Origin of the sequence: Exiguobacterium profundum, assembly GCF_001909285.1 — a bacterium.
In the GTDB taxonomy this organism is placed as follows: Bacteria; Bacillota; Bacilli; order Exiguobacteriales; family Exiguobacteriaceae; genus Exiguobacterium; species Exiguobacterium profundum.
Genome location: NZ_MRSV01000001.1, coordinates 1,305,525 through 1,320,878, shown reverse-complemented (window position 1 = coordinate 1,320,878; position 15,354 = coordinate 1,305,525). Strand labels below are relative to the sequence as shown.

The 15,354-nt window shown below is 49.2% G+C and carries 14 protein-coding genes and 1 pseudogene; 1 reads left to right on the top strand and 14 read right to left on the bottom strand.

All coding sequences use genetic code 11. The features are described from left to right. Window positions 1-19 precede the first annotated feature (19 nt). The 7 genes from BBB58_RS06875 to BBB58_RS06845 all read right to left on the bottom strand — a co-directional run bounded on the left by BBB58_RS06875 (window position 20) and on the right by BBB58_RS06845 (window position 6,197). Window positions 20-325, bottom strand: coding sequence for a hypothetical protein (locus BBB58_RS06875; protein ID WP_074036374.1), 306 nt, complete (start codon window positions 323-325; stop codon window positions 20-22). Window positions 326-483: 158 nt separating this feature from the next. Then, on the bottom strand, window positions 484-852 hold the full coding sequence (locus BBB58_RS06870; RefSeq protein ID WP_047795125.1) for a YutD family protein: 369 nt from the start codon (window positions 850-852) through the stop codon (window positions 484-486). Window positions 853-900: 48 nt separating this feature from the next. Further along, a complete protein-coding gene (locus BBB58_RS06865) occupies window positions 901-2,241 on the bottom strand; it encodes a bifunctional metallophosphatase/5'-nucleotidase (protein WP_244150697.1) in 1,341 nt (446 codons plus the stop codon). A gap of 15 nt (window positions 2,242-2,256) precedes the next feature. Next, window positions 2,257-3,102, bottom strand: coding sequence for a DUF72 domain-containing protein (locus tag BBB58_RS06860; protein WP_074036370.1), 846 nt, complete (start codon window positions 3,100-3,102; stop codon window positions 2,257-2,259). Between the two features lie 11 nt (window positions 3,103-3,113). Further along, entirely contained in the window at window positions 3,114-4,295 is a 1,182-nt protein-coding gene (locus BBB58_RS06855; protein ID WP_074036368.1) for an MFS transporter, read from the bottom strand. A gap of 105 nt (window positions 4,296-4,400) precedes the next feature. Then, window positions 4,401-5,720, bottom strand: coding sequence for a branched-chain amino acid transport system II carrier protein (brnQ, locus tag BBB58_RS06850; protein WP_074036366.1), 1,320 nt, complete (start codon window positions 5,718-5,720; stop codon window positions 4,401-4,403). Window positions 5,721-5,924: 204 nt separating this feature from the next. Beyond that, on the bottom strand, window positions 5,925-6,197 hold the full coding sequence (locus BBB58_RS06845) for an acylphosphatase (RefSeq protein ID WP_047795120.1): 273 nt from the start codon (window positions 6,195-6,197) through the stop codon (window positions 5,925-5,927). 92 nt (window positions 6,198-6,289) lie between these two features. Here BBB58_RS06845 and BBB58_RS06840 point away from each other — a divergent pair. Further along, window positions 6,290-7,672, top strand: a pseudogene (locus BBB58_RS06840) (alanine/glycine:cation symporter family protein). Window positions 7,673-7,707: 35 nt separating this feature from the next. Here BBB58_RS06840 and BBB58_RS06835 read toward each other — a convergent pair. The 7 genes from BBB58_RS06835 to BBB58_RS06805 all read right to left on the bottom strand — a co-directional run bounded on the left by BBB58_RS06835 (window position 7,708) and on the right by BBB58_RS06805 (window position 15,301). Next, window positions 7,708-8,691 carry an L-lactate dehydrogenase gene (locus BBB58_RS06835; RefSeq protein WP_074036364.1) on the bottom strand — a complete coding sequence of 328 codons (984 nt, stop codon included), beginning with the start codon at window positions 8,689-8,691 and terminating at the stop codon, window positions 7,708-7,710. Between the two features lie 111 nt (window positions 8,692-8,802). Further along, window positions 8,803-10,200: a Fe-S cluster assembly protein SufB gene (gene sufB, locus BBB58_RS06830; RefSeq protein ID WP_074036362.1), complete on the bottom strand. Its 1,398-nt coding sequence runs from the start codon at window positions 10,198-10,200 to the stop codon at window positions 8,803-8,805. 19 nt (window positions 10,201-10,219) lie between these two features. After that, the gene (gene sufU / locus BBB58_RS06825) at window positions 10,220-10,654 is read right to left on the bottom strand and encodes a Fe-S cluster assembly sulfur transfer protein SufU (RefSeq protein WP_026825487.1); all 435 of its coding nucleotides are present in this window, start codon (window positions 10,652-10,654) and stop codon (window positions 10,220-10,222) included. Next, the gene (locus tag BBB58_RS06820) at window positions 10,644-11,864 is read right to left on the bottom strand and encodes a cysteine desulfurase (protein WP_074036360.1); all 1,221 of its coding nucleotides are present in this window, start codon (window positions 11,862-11,864) and stop codon (window positions 10,644-10,646) included. The genes sufU and BBB58_RS06820 overlap by 11 nt, the downstream gene beginning before the upstream one ends. Before the next feature lies 1 nt (window position 11,865). Then, window positions 11,866-13,134, bottom strand: coding sequence for a Fe-S cluster assembly protein SufD (sufD, locus tag BBB58_RS06815; protein ID WP_074036358.1), 1,269 nt, complete (start codon window positions 13,132-13,134; stop codon window positions 11,866-11,868). 12 nt (window positions 13,135-13,146) lie between these two features. Continuing rightward, the gene (sufC, locus tag BBB58_RS06810) at window positions 13,147-13,908 is read right to left on the bottom strand and encodes a Fe-S cluster assembly ATPase SufC (protein ID WP_143180266.1); all 762 of its coding nucleotides are present in this window, start codon (window positions 13,906-13,908) and stop codon (window positions 13,147-13,149) included. A gap of 178 nt (window positions 13,909-14,086) precedes the next feature. Then, complete coding sequence (locus BBB58_RS06805; protein ID WP_074036356.1) at window positions 14,087-15,301, bottom strand: MDR family MFS transporter; 1,215 nt, start codon at window positions 15,299-15,301, stop codon at window positions 14,087-14,089. Between the last annotated feature and the right edge of the window lie 53 nt (window positions 15,302-15,354).

Sequence of the window (15,354 nt, the reverse complement as noted above, 5' to 3'; positions counted from 1 at the left end):
AGGAATTTTTCCTTTCCGCTTAGCGAATCATCACATTGCCTAAAAAGAACTGAGACATGGACAAGATCAACAACAGCACCCCGAGTGATAACACAAGGTGAGATGTGACTTTGAAGACACGGCCTCGCAAGAACGAATGGCCATATTCAAAACGACGGATGATCAACACATGAAAGAGTTCAAATAGAATGACTGCCGCCGTAAAATAAAAGGTCATCATGAAATAAAAAACAAAAAAGAACATGGCCAATATCCCGAGTCCGAAGTTATGAATTCGATTATGGACGTCATCCCGATCCCCGACGGTCGTTTGTACATGTTGCATCCAAATCACCTCACAATCAAAACCAAAAAACGACGAAACTATCCTTAATGACAATTTATCACATTTTTCCAACCTCAAAACCGGAAGTCACGACTTTTTACCTAAACGAAATATTTGGAAATCAAATGTAATAAAAAAAGTGCTGACGGCTCAGCACTTCACACGTTTGATTCATCGGTCTTGTTAAACTTACGCTTCAACTTCAGTTTTTGTTTCGTTCCCCCAAAGACGGGTCCACTCTCTTCTTCGTTGATTTCCGTTTCTTTTTTCAAAACGAAATAAGGACATCCAAAGTTGCAATATTCGTATACGTAGTCCATCACGTGATCAATTCGGTTCTCATAGGTCGCCAATTTAGATTGCGGTTCATAGAATCCCTTCAATCGCAACTGACCATGCCCCCAATCACCGACGATGTAATCGTACTTATCTAGCACGTCACTATACCGTGCGATAAACGCCTCTTCATCGAACCCGTCCCGTTTTTCTTCCAAGACGGTATATCCGTGGCGATTCACTCGAATCATCGCTCCCACCTCCACTCTGTTATCATAGCATGCCCCCGTCGATGTGCTCTATCCTTTTCGAATCACTTCATGACGGGCGACGATTGTTTCTCGTAATACATCCCGCAGAAGTTCGGGCATGAAATATCGCTTTGGTTGGTCTGCCAAATAAGGAAGAAGCGGACCGAATGTCAACATATCGACCGTTGCGACACGATATGTCCGATTTAAATCCAATCGTTCCCCCATCACATAAGTCTGACCGTCACGTTGTTCGATTTGATAGAGACTCGGTTCTCCGAGAACGGTCCCTCTGAACCCGAGACCTCTGACATGCATATTCGTGAACGTTTCTTCATTAGTATCGTGAAGGAAACGCGACAACGTTTCACCGTCCAATGTCAACACACAAGGGTTGATTGGATGCGGACAGATCCGATGCAACATGTTGAGCGTCACCCCACCCGGTGCAAGGCCTTCTAGCACAACCCCAGATGGAATAATCCCAACATCCGCCGCACACCATTCGACCATCCCTTCGACGAGCAGGTCACCAAGTGGAGAAGGTCCGAACCAATCGGAGGCGTATCCATCCGTCTCTGCAATCGTGACATCAAGAAGGCGTTCGGCATCTGCCCCTTCTGTGCGCAACAACGCCAACGTGTCTGGACTATCCGATTGCTGAGACAGTTCGTGAAGGCGCGCTTCTTTCGATACGATTCCTGACTCACCAAGCGTCAGTGTGACTTCACCGACGTACTTCCCATATTTTCCGGCCTGTGCAATCAACACACCGTTCGTCATCACACCTTCATCTAAAACATGATGTGTATGCGCACCGAGAATGACATCGATTTCAGGAAACTTTTCAGCTAATCGCTCATCTCCAAAGAATCCAAGGTGACTGAGCGCGATGATGACATCACAATGCGCCAACTGTTTCAGCGCTCGCTCCGCCGCCTCGTAAGGCGATTCAATCTGCCAGCCGAGCTCTGGGTATAACTCTTCATATGGAGCGGTCACACCAAACAGACCGATCTGGAAGCCATCTTTCTCAAGAACGAGCGTCTCATCGACCCAATTCGGTCGTGACCCGTCTGCTTCATATACATTCCCAAGTAAGATGGGAAATGTTGCTTCGTCATACAGTTCGGCTAGCCAATCATGAGGAAAAGTGATTCCTTCGTTGTTTCCGATGGTGACCGCTGTCGGACGGAGTTGCTCGAGCAAACGAACATTCAACTTTCCACGTGTCACTTCGGTCGCCGGGTGGGTGCGGTCGGCATGATCTCCTAAATCAAAGTACAGCGTGTCGTCAGTCCGATGTTCTTCTAGAAATGAAACAAGTTTCGGCCATTGGTCGAACTTTGAATGAAGATCGTTGTAATGAAAAATAGACAGTGTCGTCATGGCCATCCCTTCCTTCTAAAACAAACTGATTTGTCTCGGCGCGAGTTCATATTCAAGGCCAAGAATCTCAATGAGTCGCTTCGCATTCGGTGCTGCATCCCCAGCCGAGTTGTTGTTAAAGTATACATACACGTCTTTCGCATCACGGTCAATCTCACGAAGTGAGGTCGCCAATTCTTGCAATTCTTCCTCGCTATACCGGTACAGACAGCGAACATGCCGCCATTCTTGACTCGTCATTCCAGGTTTTTTGAGCCATCCTGACGTATTGCGTCCATGCAATCGAACGACCGCAACATCAGGATGCGTCACGACCGGTACGAACGGGATGCTGCTCTCTTTCGTTTGCGGTTCATCGCAAATCGTGTTGATGAACCGCTGCTCCTTCAAAAATTGAAGCGTCCGGTCTCGGAACGCTTCTGAGAACCAGGTCGGATTGCGAAACTCGATGGCAATCTCGTAATCTGACAGCTCGGCACGAAGCGTTCTCAAATAATCCAGGTGTGGCTTTGACACATCGAACCACGGCGGCAATTGAACGAGCACAGCCCGTAATTTCCCCGCTCGTTTTAACGGATCGACCGAGACGCGATAACGCTCAAACAGTTCAATCAAAGGCGTTTTCGGCTCACGATCATGTCCGCTCATTTCCCTGGAAACTTTCACAACGAATTGAAAATGATCCGGTGTTTCCCCATCCCATTTTTTTATATTTTTCACAGGTTGAATCGCATAGAAGGTCGAGTCGACTTCAACAGTCGGAAAATGTCCCGCATATGTCGATAATTTATGTTTTCGTTCTTCTGGGGTCGTATACAGCAAATCGTGGTCACCCCATCCGGTCACACCTACATAGATCATAGCGTCCTCCTTTACGATTCTGAAATGGCGGCCGCTTTCCGTTTCGACCAGTTCCATGTGCCCATGTATGTGACGAGCAATAGGACGAGTCCCATCATGAACGGATAGCGCATATCAATATCAAAGGCGATTCCCGCCAATGTCGGCCCTAAAATATTCCCAATACTCATATAAGCGTTGTTCATCCCCATGGCAAGACCTTGCTCGTTTCCTGCAAGTTTCGACACGAGCGTGTTCAACACCGGTCGTAAAATAGATGTCGATAAGAAAATCACGAGTGTCACTGCGAAGAAGAGCATATACGTACCAGCGAACAAAGATAACAAGAAGCCAAATGAGGCGAGCGCGATGAAAGCAAGTACGACCTTGGTCTCACCCAACCATTCGACGAGACGGTCCACCGCAAACAATTGAACGATGACACTCACAATCCCCGTTCCGGTTACCATGATGGCAATCTCTTGTGGTGTCGCACTGAACATCTCACTGACATAGAGCCCAAGTACCGATTCATACGCCATCAGACCAAACGCCATGACGAGGTTGATGACCAATACGAAGAAGTACGGTTTTCGCGTCGACATGACCAGCTGCGTCGGTAAAGACTCTTTAATTTTAGGCGCCACGTATGGAGTACGGTCAGGCTCCTTAAGAAGAAGCACAGACGAAATGACAGCGATAAACGATACAATCGCTGAAACGAGCAACGGTGTCTTCAAGCCGAATTCAGCGAAAAAGCCACCAATCCCTGGTCCCACTACAATTCCAAGCGACATTGCCGCGGAAATATAACTGTTTCCTCGAGCTCGTTGCTCGAGTGTCGTGATATCTGCCACATAAGCGAAGATGGCAGGAATCAAAAGCGCTGCACCAACACCCCCGATGGCACGAGAGACGAGAAGAATCGTCAAATTATCTGATAGATAGAAGACTCCCATCGAGATGGTGAATCCGATCAGACCGAGGATGATCATGAGTCGGCGGCCGTGGACGTCCGCCCATTTCCCGGCAATCGGTGACATGACGAGCTGGGCACCCGCAAATACGGAAATCATGAGTCCGGCGGCTGTCCCTCCCTCGCCAATCATCTTTAAGTAATCCGGAATAATCGGGATGATGATCCCAAATCCGGCGACGGCGATAAACATGTTCAACATGAGAATCGCCAATTGATTTTTTTTTTTTGTCGTCAACGAATGTCACTCCCTTTTCATCTTTCCATTTTACTGTTTGAGCTCACATCCAGGCAAAAAATAAGACAGAAAAAAGCCCATCCTTGACCAAAGGATGGACGAGACTTATGAGATGCGTGATTGAGCGAGTGATTCTTGTGACGTTCCTTTCGGAAGAAGAAGCGTGATCGCATAGACGATCATCGTCGGAACTGCCCAGGCAAGTCCGATATCCGCCATTGGTAAGTTTCCAATCCAAGAAGTAACCGCAGAAGGCTGGATGCCGTTCCACGTTTCAAAGAATGAGAGAACGAGCGCCGTATAAATCGTCGCTTTCATCGCCACACCAGGGTTTCGTTGAAGACGTTCCGTCACCGATACGAGCACGAGTGCGATCATGACCGGATAGAGGAGCGTGAGAAGCGGCACGGCGATTTGAATCAACGAACTTAAACCGACGAGTGAGATCATGAATCCAAACAACGTTGTCGCGATGACGACATGATGATATTTGAGAGAATCAAACTGATTGCTGATGAAGCGTGAGAACTCTGAGATGAGGCCAACTGCTGTCGTCAAACAAGCGAGGAAGACCGCTAATCCGAGTGCGAGCATTCCGACTTGTCCGTAAGACGTACCTGCGAACGCTTGGAGAAGGCTTGCGCCACTCGTCGTTCCTTCTGCGACTGTCATATTCGCACCGATTGAACCGAGCGAGATATAGACGAGCATCAAACAGGTAACGGCAAGCATGCCCGCAGAGCGAAGAAGCGAAGACGCTTCTTTTTGGTCACTCAATCCATTAGCTTTCAACGTGACGAGGACGATTGCCCCAAAGACGAGGGCCCCGAATACATCCATTGTCAAATAGCCTTGTTGGAAACCTTGGCCGAGTGCACCCACCCATGTCTCAAATCCTTCCGCTGGAGCTCCCGGCTCCCCGAGTGGCGAGATGAGGTTTGTGATTCCAATCGCTGCAAGCAAGAACAAGAGGATTGGTGTAATGATGCGCCCGATGACTTCAATCAACTTTTGAGCACGAAGCGTCAAGAAGAACGTCAACCCGAAAAAGACGGTCGAACTCATCGCGAGTGTCAAAGTAGAAGGAGCATCGAGAAACGGAACGAGTCCCATTTCATACGTGACAGCAGCCGTACGCGGGATTCCGAAGAATGGTCCGATAGCCACATACATCAATCCTGTCAAGATAAGCGCGAGACGCTTTGGAATATAACGAGCAATTTGGTCTGTCCCGCCGCCGACCCGAGCGACTGCGAACAAAGCAAGAAGCGGTAAACCGACACCCGTAATGACGAACCCGATCATCGCCGGTACGAGGTTTTCCCCCGCCAAGGCGCCGAGCTCAGGTGGGAACAGCAAGTTCCCGGCCCCAAAGAATAAAGCAAAAATCGTAAACGCTAACGGGAACAATGTCGATTTTTTCATACAACTACCTCCATACACTTGATATTCCGAAAGACATAACAAAAAAATAATAACTAAATTTTCTGACAATATATCGCTTGGTCTATTTCATTATACACACTTCCTATCGTTTGACCACCCTATCTCCAAAATTCGAGGTTTAATTTTTTGAAATGTAGATTTCACAAAAAAATCTCCCTTTCACATATAGGGAGATGTAAGCGGTTAATAGCGTATGTCGAACGAGCGAAATTCCTGATCGTACGCTTCCGTCTCTTCGATTCGTTCGACACCGACAAAGCGATTGCCATCCTTCAACGTCTGCTCGAAGGCGTCGATTTCTTGCTCGGTTCCTTCTGCATGTAGCTCGACTGTCCCGTCACTTAGATTGCGAACCCATCCTTTGATGCCGAATCGTTGCGCGGTCTCCTGTGAAAAATATCGAAACCCCACGCCTTGGACACGTCCAGATACAATCAAACGTTTAGCAACTCTCATTCTATTTTCCTCCTTTATTTTGTCAAAGATGTTTAGAGGTCCTTACTTTAGGAAACAGTATTTAAGTAAAATAATGGAATTGGAGTGGTTGTATGAATGAATTTATTACTCTTGTCACGAACGTTTCCGACTGGCTTTGGGGCGTACCGATTATCTCGTTACTCGTTTTATCCGGTATCTTCCTCACCATCAAGCTCGGTTTCTTTCAGTTTCGTTACCCCATCTACATATTCAAGCAAACATTCGGCAGCATTTTTAAAAAGCCGAAAGGTGAAGGCGACATCAGTCCGAGACAAGCGTTGACGTCAGCCCTCTCTTCAACAGTCGGGGCCGCGAACATCATCGGTGTACCTGCAGCGATTATGTTCGGGGGACCGGGTGCCATCTTCTGGATGTGGGTCATCGCTATCATCGGCATGGCCATCAAGTTCTCAGAGAGCGTACTGGCCGTGCACTATCGTGAGAAGAATGATGCCGGCGAATTTGTCGGGGGACCGGTCTACTACATATCAAAAGGACTTCGTTGGAAGTGGCTCGCGACGTGGTTCGCCTTCGCTCTCATGATCGAACTCATTCCGAGTATCATGGTACAAGGAAACGCTGTCAGCTCGGCAGTCCGTGAGACGTTCAATGGGAACACGCTCATCACGGGGATTGTCGTCGCTATTCTTGTGGGCATCATCGTCTTTGGCGGACTGAAGCGCATCGCGAAAGTCACCGAGATCGTCGTCCCTGGCATGGCACTCGTCTATGTCGGAGCCGGACTCGTCATCGTCTTGATGAACTTCTCTGAGATTCCAAACGTTCTCAGTCTCATCTTCTCTTATGCATTCGAGCCGATGGCCGCGTTCGGTGGGTTTGCCGGTGCCGCCGTTGCTGAGACGATTCGTTGGGGCTTCGCCCGTGGACTCTATTCAAATGAAGCCGGTCTTGGAACGGCACCTATTGCCCACGCCGCGGCACAGACGGACCATCCGGTGCGCCAAGGGTTCTGGGCCGTCATCGGAATCGTCATCGATACGCTCATCATTTGTAGCACGACCGCATTCGTCGTCTTGTCTTCAGGTGTCTGGACGGCAGACGGAGCGATGGATGACCCAGCAGCGTTGACGACGATTGCTTTCAATGAATACTTCGGTTACACGGGAAGCTTACTCGTCACCATCTCACTCATCTTCTTCGTCCTCTCAACCATTATCGTCATCATCTTTTACGGCTCGCGACAAGCCGAGTACTTATTCGGTTAAACGGCAGGAAAAATCATGAAGGCCGTTTATATCGTCTCGATTGTCATCGGTTCGATTGGAGGCGCTCAGATGATTTGGAACTTCCTAGACTTGATGCTAGCGATGATCCTCATCCCGAATATGATTGCCGTCTTGCTTCTAAGTGGTGAAGTGAAACGATTGACAACCGAGTTCTTCACATCCGAGAAGTATTACAAGAAAGATATCGCCGAAGAAGAGGCGTCTTAACCAACAATCCGACTGCCTAAGCAGTCGGATCTTTTTTAGGATGTGGGCTCGACTTTCTCAATCCCTGCTTTGATAGTTTGTACCGAGGCGTCAAACTTCTGTTGTTCTTCGTTCGTCAATTCAATCTCGATGATCTTACGAATGCCGCTTCGGTCAATCAAGGCCGGTACGCCAATATGCACGTCACTCGCCCCGTACTCGCCGTCTAGGTGAGCGCCAATCGTCACGACGGAGTTTTCATTTCGGACGATGGCCCGGATGATGCGAAGCAAGCCTACCCCAATCGCATAATAGGCGGCGTTCTTATGCTCGATGATCTGGTAAGCAGCGTCGCGTACGTCCGCATAGATCGCTTCTAAGTCTTCGAACTGATATTTCTCGTTCTCCGCTAATAGTTCATCGATACTCTTCCCATAGATGCGTGCGTTGTTCCATGCGACAAAGCCCGTATCCCCATGTTCCCCCATATAGTAGGCGTGGCAGTTTCGTGGCGATAGTTCGAAATAGTCTCCAAGTTTGTAACGGAGTCGTGCTGTATCGAGGACCGTCCCTGAACCGATGACGCGTTCTTTTGGTAAACCCGATGCTTTCCAGGCGACGTGTGCCATCACATCGACCGGGTTCGTCGCGACGACTAAAATGCCGTCGAACCCGCTCTTCATCAAGTCTTCGGTCACGGTGCGGACGACCTTGGCGTTTTGCTCGACGAGGTCCATCCGTGTCTGCCCAAGTTTTTGTGCGGCTCCTGCCGTGATGACGACGATATCTGCGTCTTTACAATCCGAGTAGTCCCCTGCCCAAATCCGGACCGGTGTCGGGGCGAATGAGATCCCATGATTGAGGTCCATCGCCTCTCCTTCTGCCTTGGCATGATTCGAGTCGATTAAGACGAGCTCCTCGCAAAGCGCAGCCGTGGATAATTGATAGGCGAAACTGACGCCGACCCAACCTGCACCGATGACGGCGATGCGAGTGATGTCTTTCGGGTCAATCTCATCTTTATGCGGAATACGTGACATGTGTATCCATCCTTTCTATGATTCTTTCTCTTTTTTAGCATACCCTACATATGGCATAGAAAAAACAAAAAAAACGGACCCCTTTTTACAGGGAATCCGTCATTCAAGCAATTATCCAATCGAACCTTCCATCTCGAACTTGATGAGACGGTTCATTTCGACCGCATATTCCATTGGTAATTCTTTTGTGAATGGCTCGATGAAGCCCATTACGATCATTTCTGTCGCTTCTTCTTCCGAGATTCCACGGCTCATGAGGTAGAAGAGTTGCTCTTCTGACACTTTTGAGACTTTCGCTTCGTGCTCGAGTGACACTTGGTCGTTCAAGATTTCGTTGTACGGGATTGTATCTGACGTCGACTCGTTGTCCATGATGAGCGTGTCACACTCGATGTTCGAGCGCGCGCCCTTCGCCTTACGGCCGAAGTGGACGATTCCACGATACGATACTTTTCCGCCTTGTTTCGAAATCGATTTCGAGACGATAGACGACGACGTGTTCGGTGCGAGGTGAATCATTTTCGCGCCAGCGTCTTGGTGCTGTCCTTTACCAGCGAGGGCGATTGAGAGTGTCATCCCACGTGCGCCTTCCCCTTTCAAGATGACAGCCGGGTATTTCATCGTGAGTTTCGAGCCGATGTTTCCATCGATCCACTCCATTGATCCACCCGCTTCACAGACTGCACGTTTCGTTACCAAGTTGTAGACGTTGTTCGCCCAGTTTTGGATTGTCGTGTAACGGCAGTATGCATCTTTGTTGACGAAGATCTCAACGACCGCTGAGTGAAGCGAGTTCGTTGTGTAAACCGGTGCCGTACATCCTTCGACGTAATGAACCGATGCGCCTTCGTCGACGATGATGAGCGTACGCTCGAACTGACCCATGTTTTCCGAGTTGATGCGGAAATAGGCTTGGAGCGGTTGCTCGAGTTTTACGCCTTTTGGTACATAGATGAACGAGCCACCCGACCAAACTGCTGAGTTGAGGGCCGCAAACTTGTTGTCCGTCGGCGGGATCAACTTCCCGAAGTACTCTTTGAAGATCTCTTCGTCTTCTTTGAGGGCTGTGTCTGTATCTTTGAAGATGACACCTTTTTCTTCGAAGTCTTCTTGCATGCTATGGTAGACAACCTCAGACTCATACTGAGCCGAGACACCTGCCAAGTATTTTTGTTTTGCTTCTGGGATACCGAGCTTGTCAAACGTACGTTTGATTTCTTCTGGTACCTCATCCCATGAGCGTTCTGTCTTTTCAGATGGTTTGACATAGTACGTGATTTCGTCGAAATCAAGTGCCGAGAGGTCTCCGCCCCATGTCGGCATCGCCATCTTGTTGAAGTGATCCAACGACTTCAAACGGAAGTCGAGCATCCATTGTGGCTCTTCTTTCATGCGCGAGATCGTCTCTACGATTTCTGTCGTCAAGCCACGGCCTGAACGGAAAATCGAAACGTCCCGATCATGGAAGCCGTATTTATAATCGCCAATTTCCGGCATGTTCTTTGCCATATCGGTCTCCTCCTTCTCCTTACGCGTCCTCGTCTACTCCTTTTTCAAGCGCCTTCCACGCGAGCGTGGCACACTTGATTCGAGCCGGGAATTTCGATACGCCTGAGAGCGCCTCGATATCACCGAGGTCAAACGTATCCGTGTCGTACTCTTTTCCTTGAACCATTTCAGAGAAGATGTTGGCGAGTTGAAGCGCCTCTTCTACTGTTTTTCCTTTGACGATTTGGGTCATCATCGATGCCGAGGCGAGACTGATTGAGCAGCCTTCCCCTTCAAACTTCGCATCTTTGACGATGTCGTCTTCGACCTGTAGTTGAAGACGAAGCGAATCCCCACACGTCGGGTTGTTCAAGTCCACCGTCACGCCATCTTCGATGACGCCACGGTTTCTTGGGTTTTTATAGTGATCCATGATGACCTGGCGGTACAACATGTCGAGATTATTAAAACTCATAATTGAAATACTCCTTCGTTTGCCGTAATCCCTCGATGAAGCGGTCGACTTCTTCTTTTGTGTTATACAAATAGAAGCTCGCCCGTGCCGTCGATGATTGCTTCAAAAGACGCATGAGTGGTTGTGCACAGTGATGACCGGCACGAACCGCGATACCTTGCATGTCGAGCACAGTCGCGAGGTCGTGCGCATGAACGTCCTTCAAGTTGAACGTGACGAGACCGACGCGATCTTCAGGACCGTAAATCTCGATCCCTTCAATCGTTTTCATCTGCTCGATTGCGTAAGACGCGAGTTCACGTTCGTGTGCTTCGACGTTTTCAAGACCGATTTCTTCTAAGAAATCGATGGCTGTCGCAAGTCCGACCGCTCCGGCGATAATCGGTGTTCCCGCTTCGAAACGGTACGGGATGTCTTTCCACGTCGATTCATATAAATCGACATAGTCAATCATCTCGCCACCGAACTCGACCGGCTCCATGTTTTTGAGGAGTTGCTTCTTCCCATATAAGACACCGATTCCAGTCGGTCCGAGCATCTTATGTCCAGAAAAGGCGAGGAAGTCACAGTCGAGTGCTTGGACGTCAAGTTTTCGGTGCGGTGCACTTTGTGCGGCATCGACGACCATGACTGCACCCAATTCATGCGCGAGTCGAGCGACTTCGGCAATCGGGTTAATCGTCCCGAGTACGTTCGAGACGTGACTCATCGCGACGATTTTCGTCCGGTCTGATAACACCGCTTGAACCGCATCGAGTGTGACACGTCCGTCCGGCGTGAGCTCGACGTATCGAAGTGTCGCGCCTTTTCGCTTGGCGAGTTGTTGCCATGGGATTAAGTTCGCATGATGTTCCATCGGAGTGAGGACGATCTCGTCGCCTTCACCGACATTCGCATCTCCGTAGCTCGATGCGACCAAGTTGATGGCCGTCGTCGTTCCACGAGTGAAAATGATTTCTTCAGGAACCGCCGCATGGATGAATGAGCGGACGCGTTCACGTGCCCCTTCATACGCATCCGTCGCTTGCGTCCCGAGCGTATGGACGCCACGATGCACGTTCGAATGGTTGCGACGATAATAGTCCTCGATCGCCTCGATGACAGCGAGCGGCTTTTGTGAGCTCGCCGCGCTATCAAGATAAACGAGCGGGTGTCCATTGATTTCCTGATCTAAAATCGGAAACTGTTCACGAATCGAGGCGTTCAACATCTTAACGTACTTTCCCTTCGATGACTTCGCGGAGACGGTCTTTGACCGAATCGATTGCGAGTTCTTCGACGACAGGCGTCAAGAATCCGTGGATGATTAAACGCTCTGCCTCTTGGCGAGACAAACCACGGCTCATCAAGTAGTACAATTGAACATCATCGACACGACCGACAGACGCTGCGTGACCTGCCATAACGTCATCTTCATCGATAAGAAGAATCGGGTTGGCATCCCCACGTGCTTTTTCAGAGAGCATCAAGACGCGCTCTGTTTGTACACCGTTCGATTTTGACGCACCGTGGTGAATCATCGATGTCCCGCTGAAGATTGCAGTGGCTGCGTCTTTTTGGACACCGTGAATCAAGATGAACCCTTCAGATGCTTTTCCGAAGTGGTCGGTACGAATGTTGAAGTTTTGTTTCTGTGCACCGCGACCGATTGTCACAGCTTTTGTATCTGAATACGTGTTGTCGCCGACGAGGTGAGTCTTCGTCTCGACGACCGAGTTCCCGTCGTTCATGTGACCGAGCGCCCAATCGAGGCGACCGTTCGCATAGACGACACCGCGACGGTTCATGAACGTAAGTGCTGATTCAGCGAGCTGATCGACACCACCGAAGACGACTTTCGCGTTCTCTCCAGCGAATACTTCCGTCACGACGTTGACCGTATGCGGTTCATTCGTGCCAGAAAGGAAGTTTTCGATGTATGTCACTTCACTACCTTCGTCTGCGACGAGGATCGTGTGGTGATAGAGGGCACCGTTCGCCTGTTCCATCGTGAAGATGGCTTGAAGCGGATCTTTCAATTGCGTGTTTTTCGGTACGTAGATGAATGCACCACCGTTTGTGAGGGCAGCATTCAACGCCGAAAGACGTTCTTCATCGACACGTACGCCTTCAGTCATGAAGTATTTCTCAACGAGCTCAGGATGTTGCTCCATCGCTTCTTTGATTCCCATGAACAAAACGCCTTCAGGCATCGACAATTCGTTATAGACGACATGACCGTTGCGTTCAACGAGCACGTTTGTCCGGTGGTCTCCGAGGAGTGATTCGATGTCCGCTGTCAAGCCGTCTTTTTGTTCGAGCTCGACATCTCCCGCTGTGAAGTCCCACTTATCAATCTTAATTTTTTCAACTTTTGGCAAAGCAAGTGTCGGCGCAAGTTCTGCTGCCTCTTTACGACGGTTGACCATCCATGCTGGTCCGCCGAGCGCTTCTGCACGTGCCGACAACGCTTGTGCATCCAATTCAAATTGTACGGTCATCGTACAGCCTCCTTACGCTTCTGTGTCTACTGTCATTCCGAGTTCTTGCTTCACCCAGTCGTAACCTTCTGCCTCGAGTCGCTGTGCGAGCTCTTTACCACCAGACATGACGATTTTCCCGTCCATCATGATGTGTACGAAGTCTGGCTCGATATAGTTGAGGAGACGTTGATAGTGCGTGATGATCAAGCAGCCGAACTCTTCTGAACGCATTTCGTTTACGCCTTTGGCAACGACTTTAAGGGCATCGATATCAAGACCCGAGTCGATTTCATCCAAGATGGCGATGTTCGGTTGAATCATCATCATTTGAAGAATTTCGTTACGCTTCTTCTCACCGCCTGAGAATCCTTCGTTTAAGTAACGGTGTGCCATTTCTGAAGGGATTTCGAGAAGTTCCATCTTCGCATCGAGTTCACGGATGAACTTCATGAGCGAGATTTCTTGACCTTCTTCACGACGTGAGTTGATTGCTGAACGCAAGAAGTCCGCGTTTGTGACACCACTGATTTCAGCCGGGTACTGCATCGCAAGGAACATCCCTGCTTGTGCGCGCTCGTCGACTTCCATCTCGAGGACATCTTCGCCGTTTAATTCGACGCTTCCCCCAGTGACCTCATAAAGTGGATGACCCATGAGTGCTGATGCGAGTGTTGATTTACCAGTCCCGTTCGGACCCATGATGGCATGAATTTCGCCACCTTTAATTTCTAGGTTAAGACCTTTGACAATCTCTTTTCCTTCGATTGAGACGCGGAGGTCATCAATTTTCATTTGTGGTACGTTAGACATTCGGATACCCCTTCCGTATTTTCTCGCCATAGTGAATGGCGTAGATTAGATATATTCTAATCTTAGACTAGTCATTTTTTTTTTTCAAGCGACTCACCTTAGAATTCATTCTCAATAGAATGATAAAAGTTGAGAATGCTAATAGTAGGAAATCAAGACATTATCCGGCATTTTCTTCGACGAGTGCGAGGACTGCTTTCCGCTCTCGTACGGCAGCCGCGAAGAAGAAGGCACCACACCCCGTCAAGAGTGCCAAACTTCCGAATACAGGAAGCGACGACTGACCGAATGTATCCAGTAACACGCCACCGATAATCGGTCCGATTGTCTGACCGAGTGATGTCAATCCCATTGCCCCGAAATACGTCCCTCTTAAATGTTCCGGCGCGAGTTCATCCGTCAAGACGTCCGTCATGGTAAACATCAACACCTCTCCGACGGTAAAGATGGCCATCGCGACAAATAGTACCCACTCTACCGTCGCAAATCCAATAAGCAAAAGTCCGAATGACAAGGACGAAATCCCGAAAAAGAGTGACTTGATCGGAGAGACACGAATCCCGAAACGCATAATCGGATATTGGACGATGAGAACCGTGATGGCGTTCGTCGTTAATAAGTAGGCGAATAATCTCGAGCCTTCTTCTAATCCATCGCGTAGCGCGATGAATTGCGGGAGCGTCGAATTGAACTGGCTATAACCGATAATCGCGAAGATCATCCCGATGATGACCGCCCGAAACGTTCGGTCATCTCTCAGGACACGAAACGTCTCCGTCAAGCGCGGGCGTGCTTTGATTCCGTCCCCTTCTTCAAACGGATATTTGTAAAACAAGATAGATATAATGATCCCGTATAATATGTAGACAGCCGTCACGACGAAGAATGCAGTCTTCACACCAGTGAGTGACAAGACGACCGCCAAGAGTGGTCCGATGGCCGCGGCGATATTGATCATGAAGTAACGGACATTATAGACGATGACCCGCTGATCTGCCTGCGTCGTATCACTGATGAGTGCACGCGAAGCCGGTTCTAGGAATGATCGCGACATCCCCATCAACATCGATAGCATGTAAAACCAAAACAGTTCCGTCGCAAGTGCGAGACCAGCGAACGTGACGGCATTCAGCACGATCCCAATCAACATGAGCTGTTTTCGTCCATACCGATCAGAGAGTGTCCCCCCAAAGAAGCTCATGAACAGACCTGAAAGTGCCGTCACGGCAAAGATCGTTCCGATCACACTCGCTGAAAAGCCGAGCGTAGCTAGATAGATCGCAAAAAATGGCATGACAAAAAACGTCGACAGTCGTGCAAAAAACGTCCCGAACAGGACGCCCCACGTCAGTGGATGAATCTGTCTGAGCTTCATCCAAATCCCCCCTTTTCTTTCATATATGTAGTGTACTTCTCTTTATGAAAGAA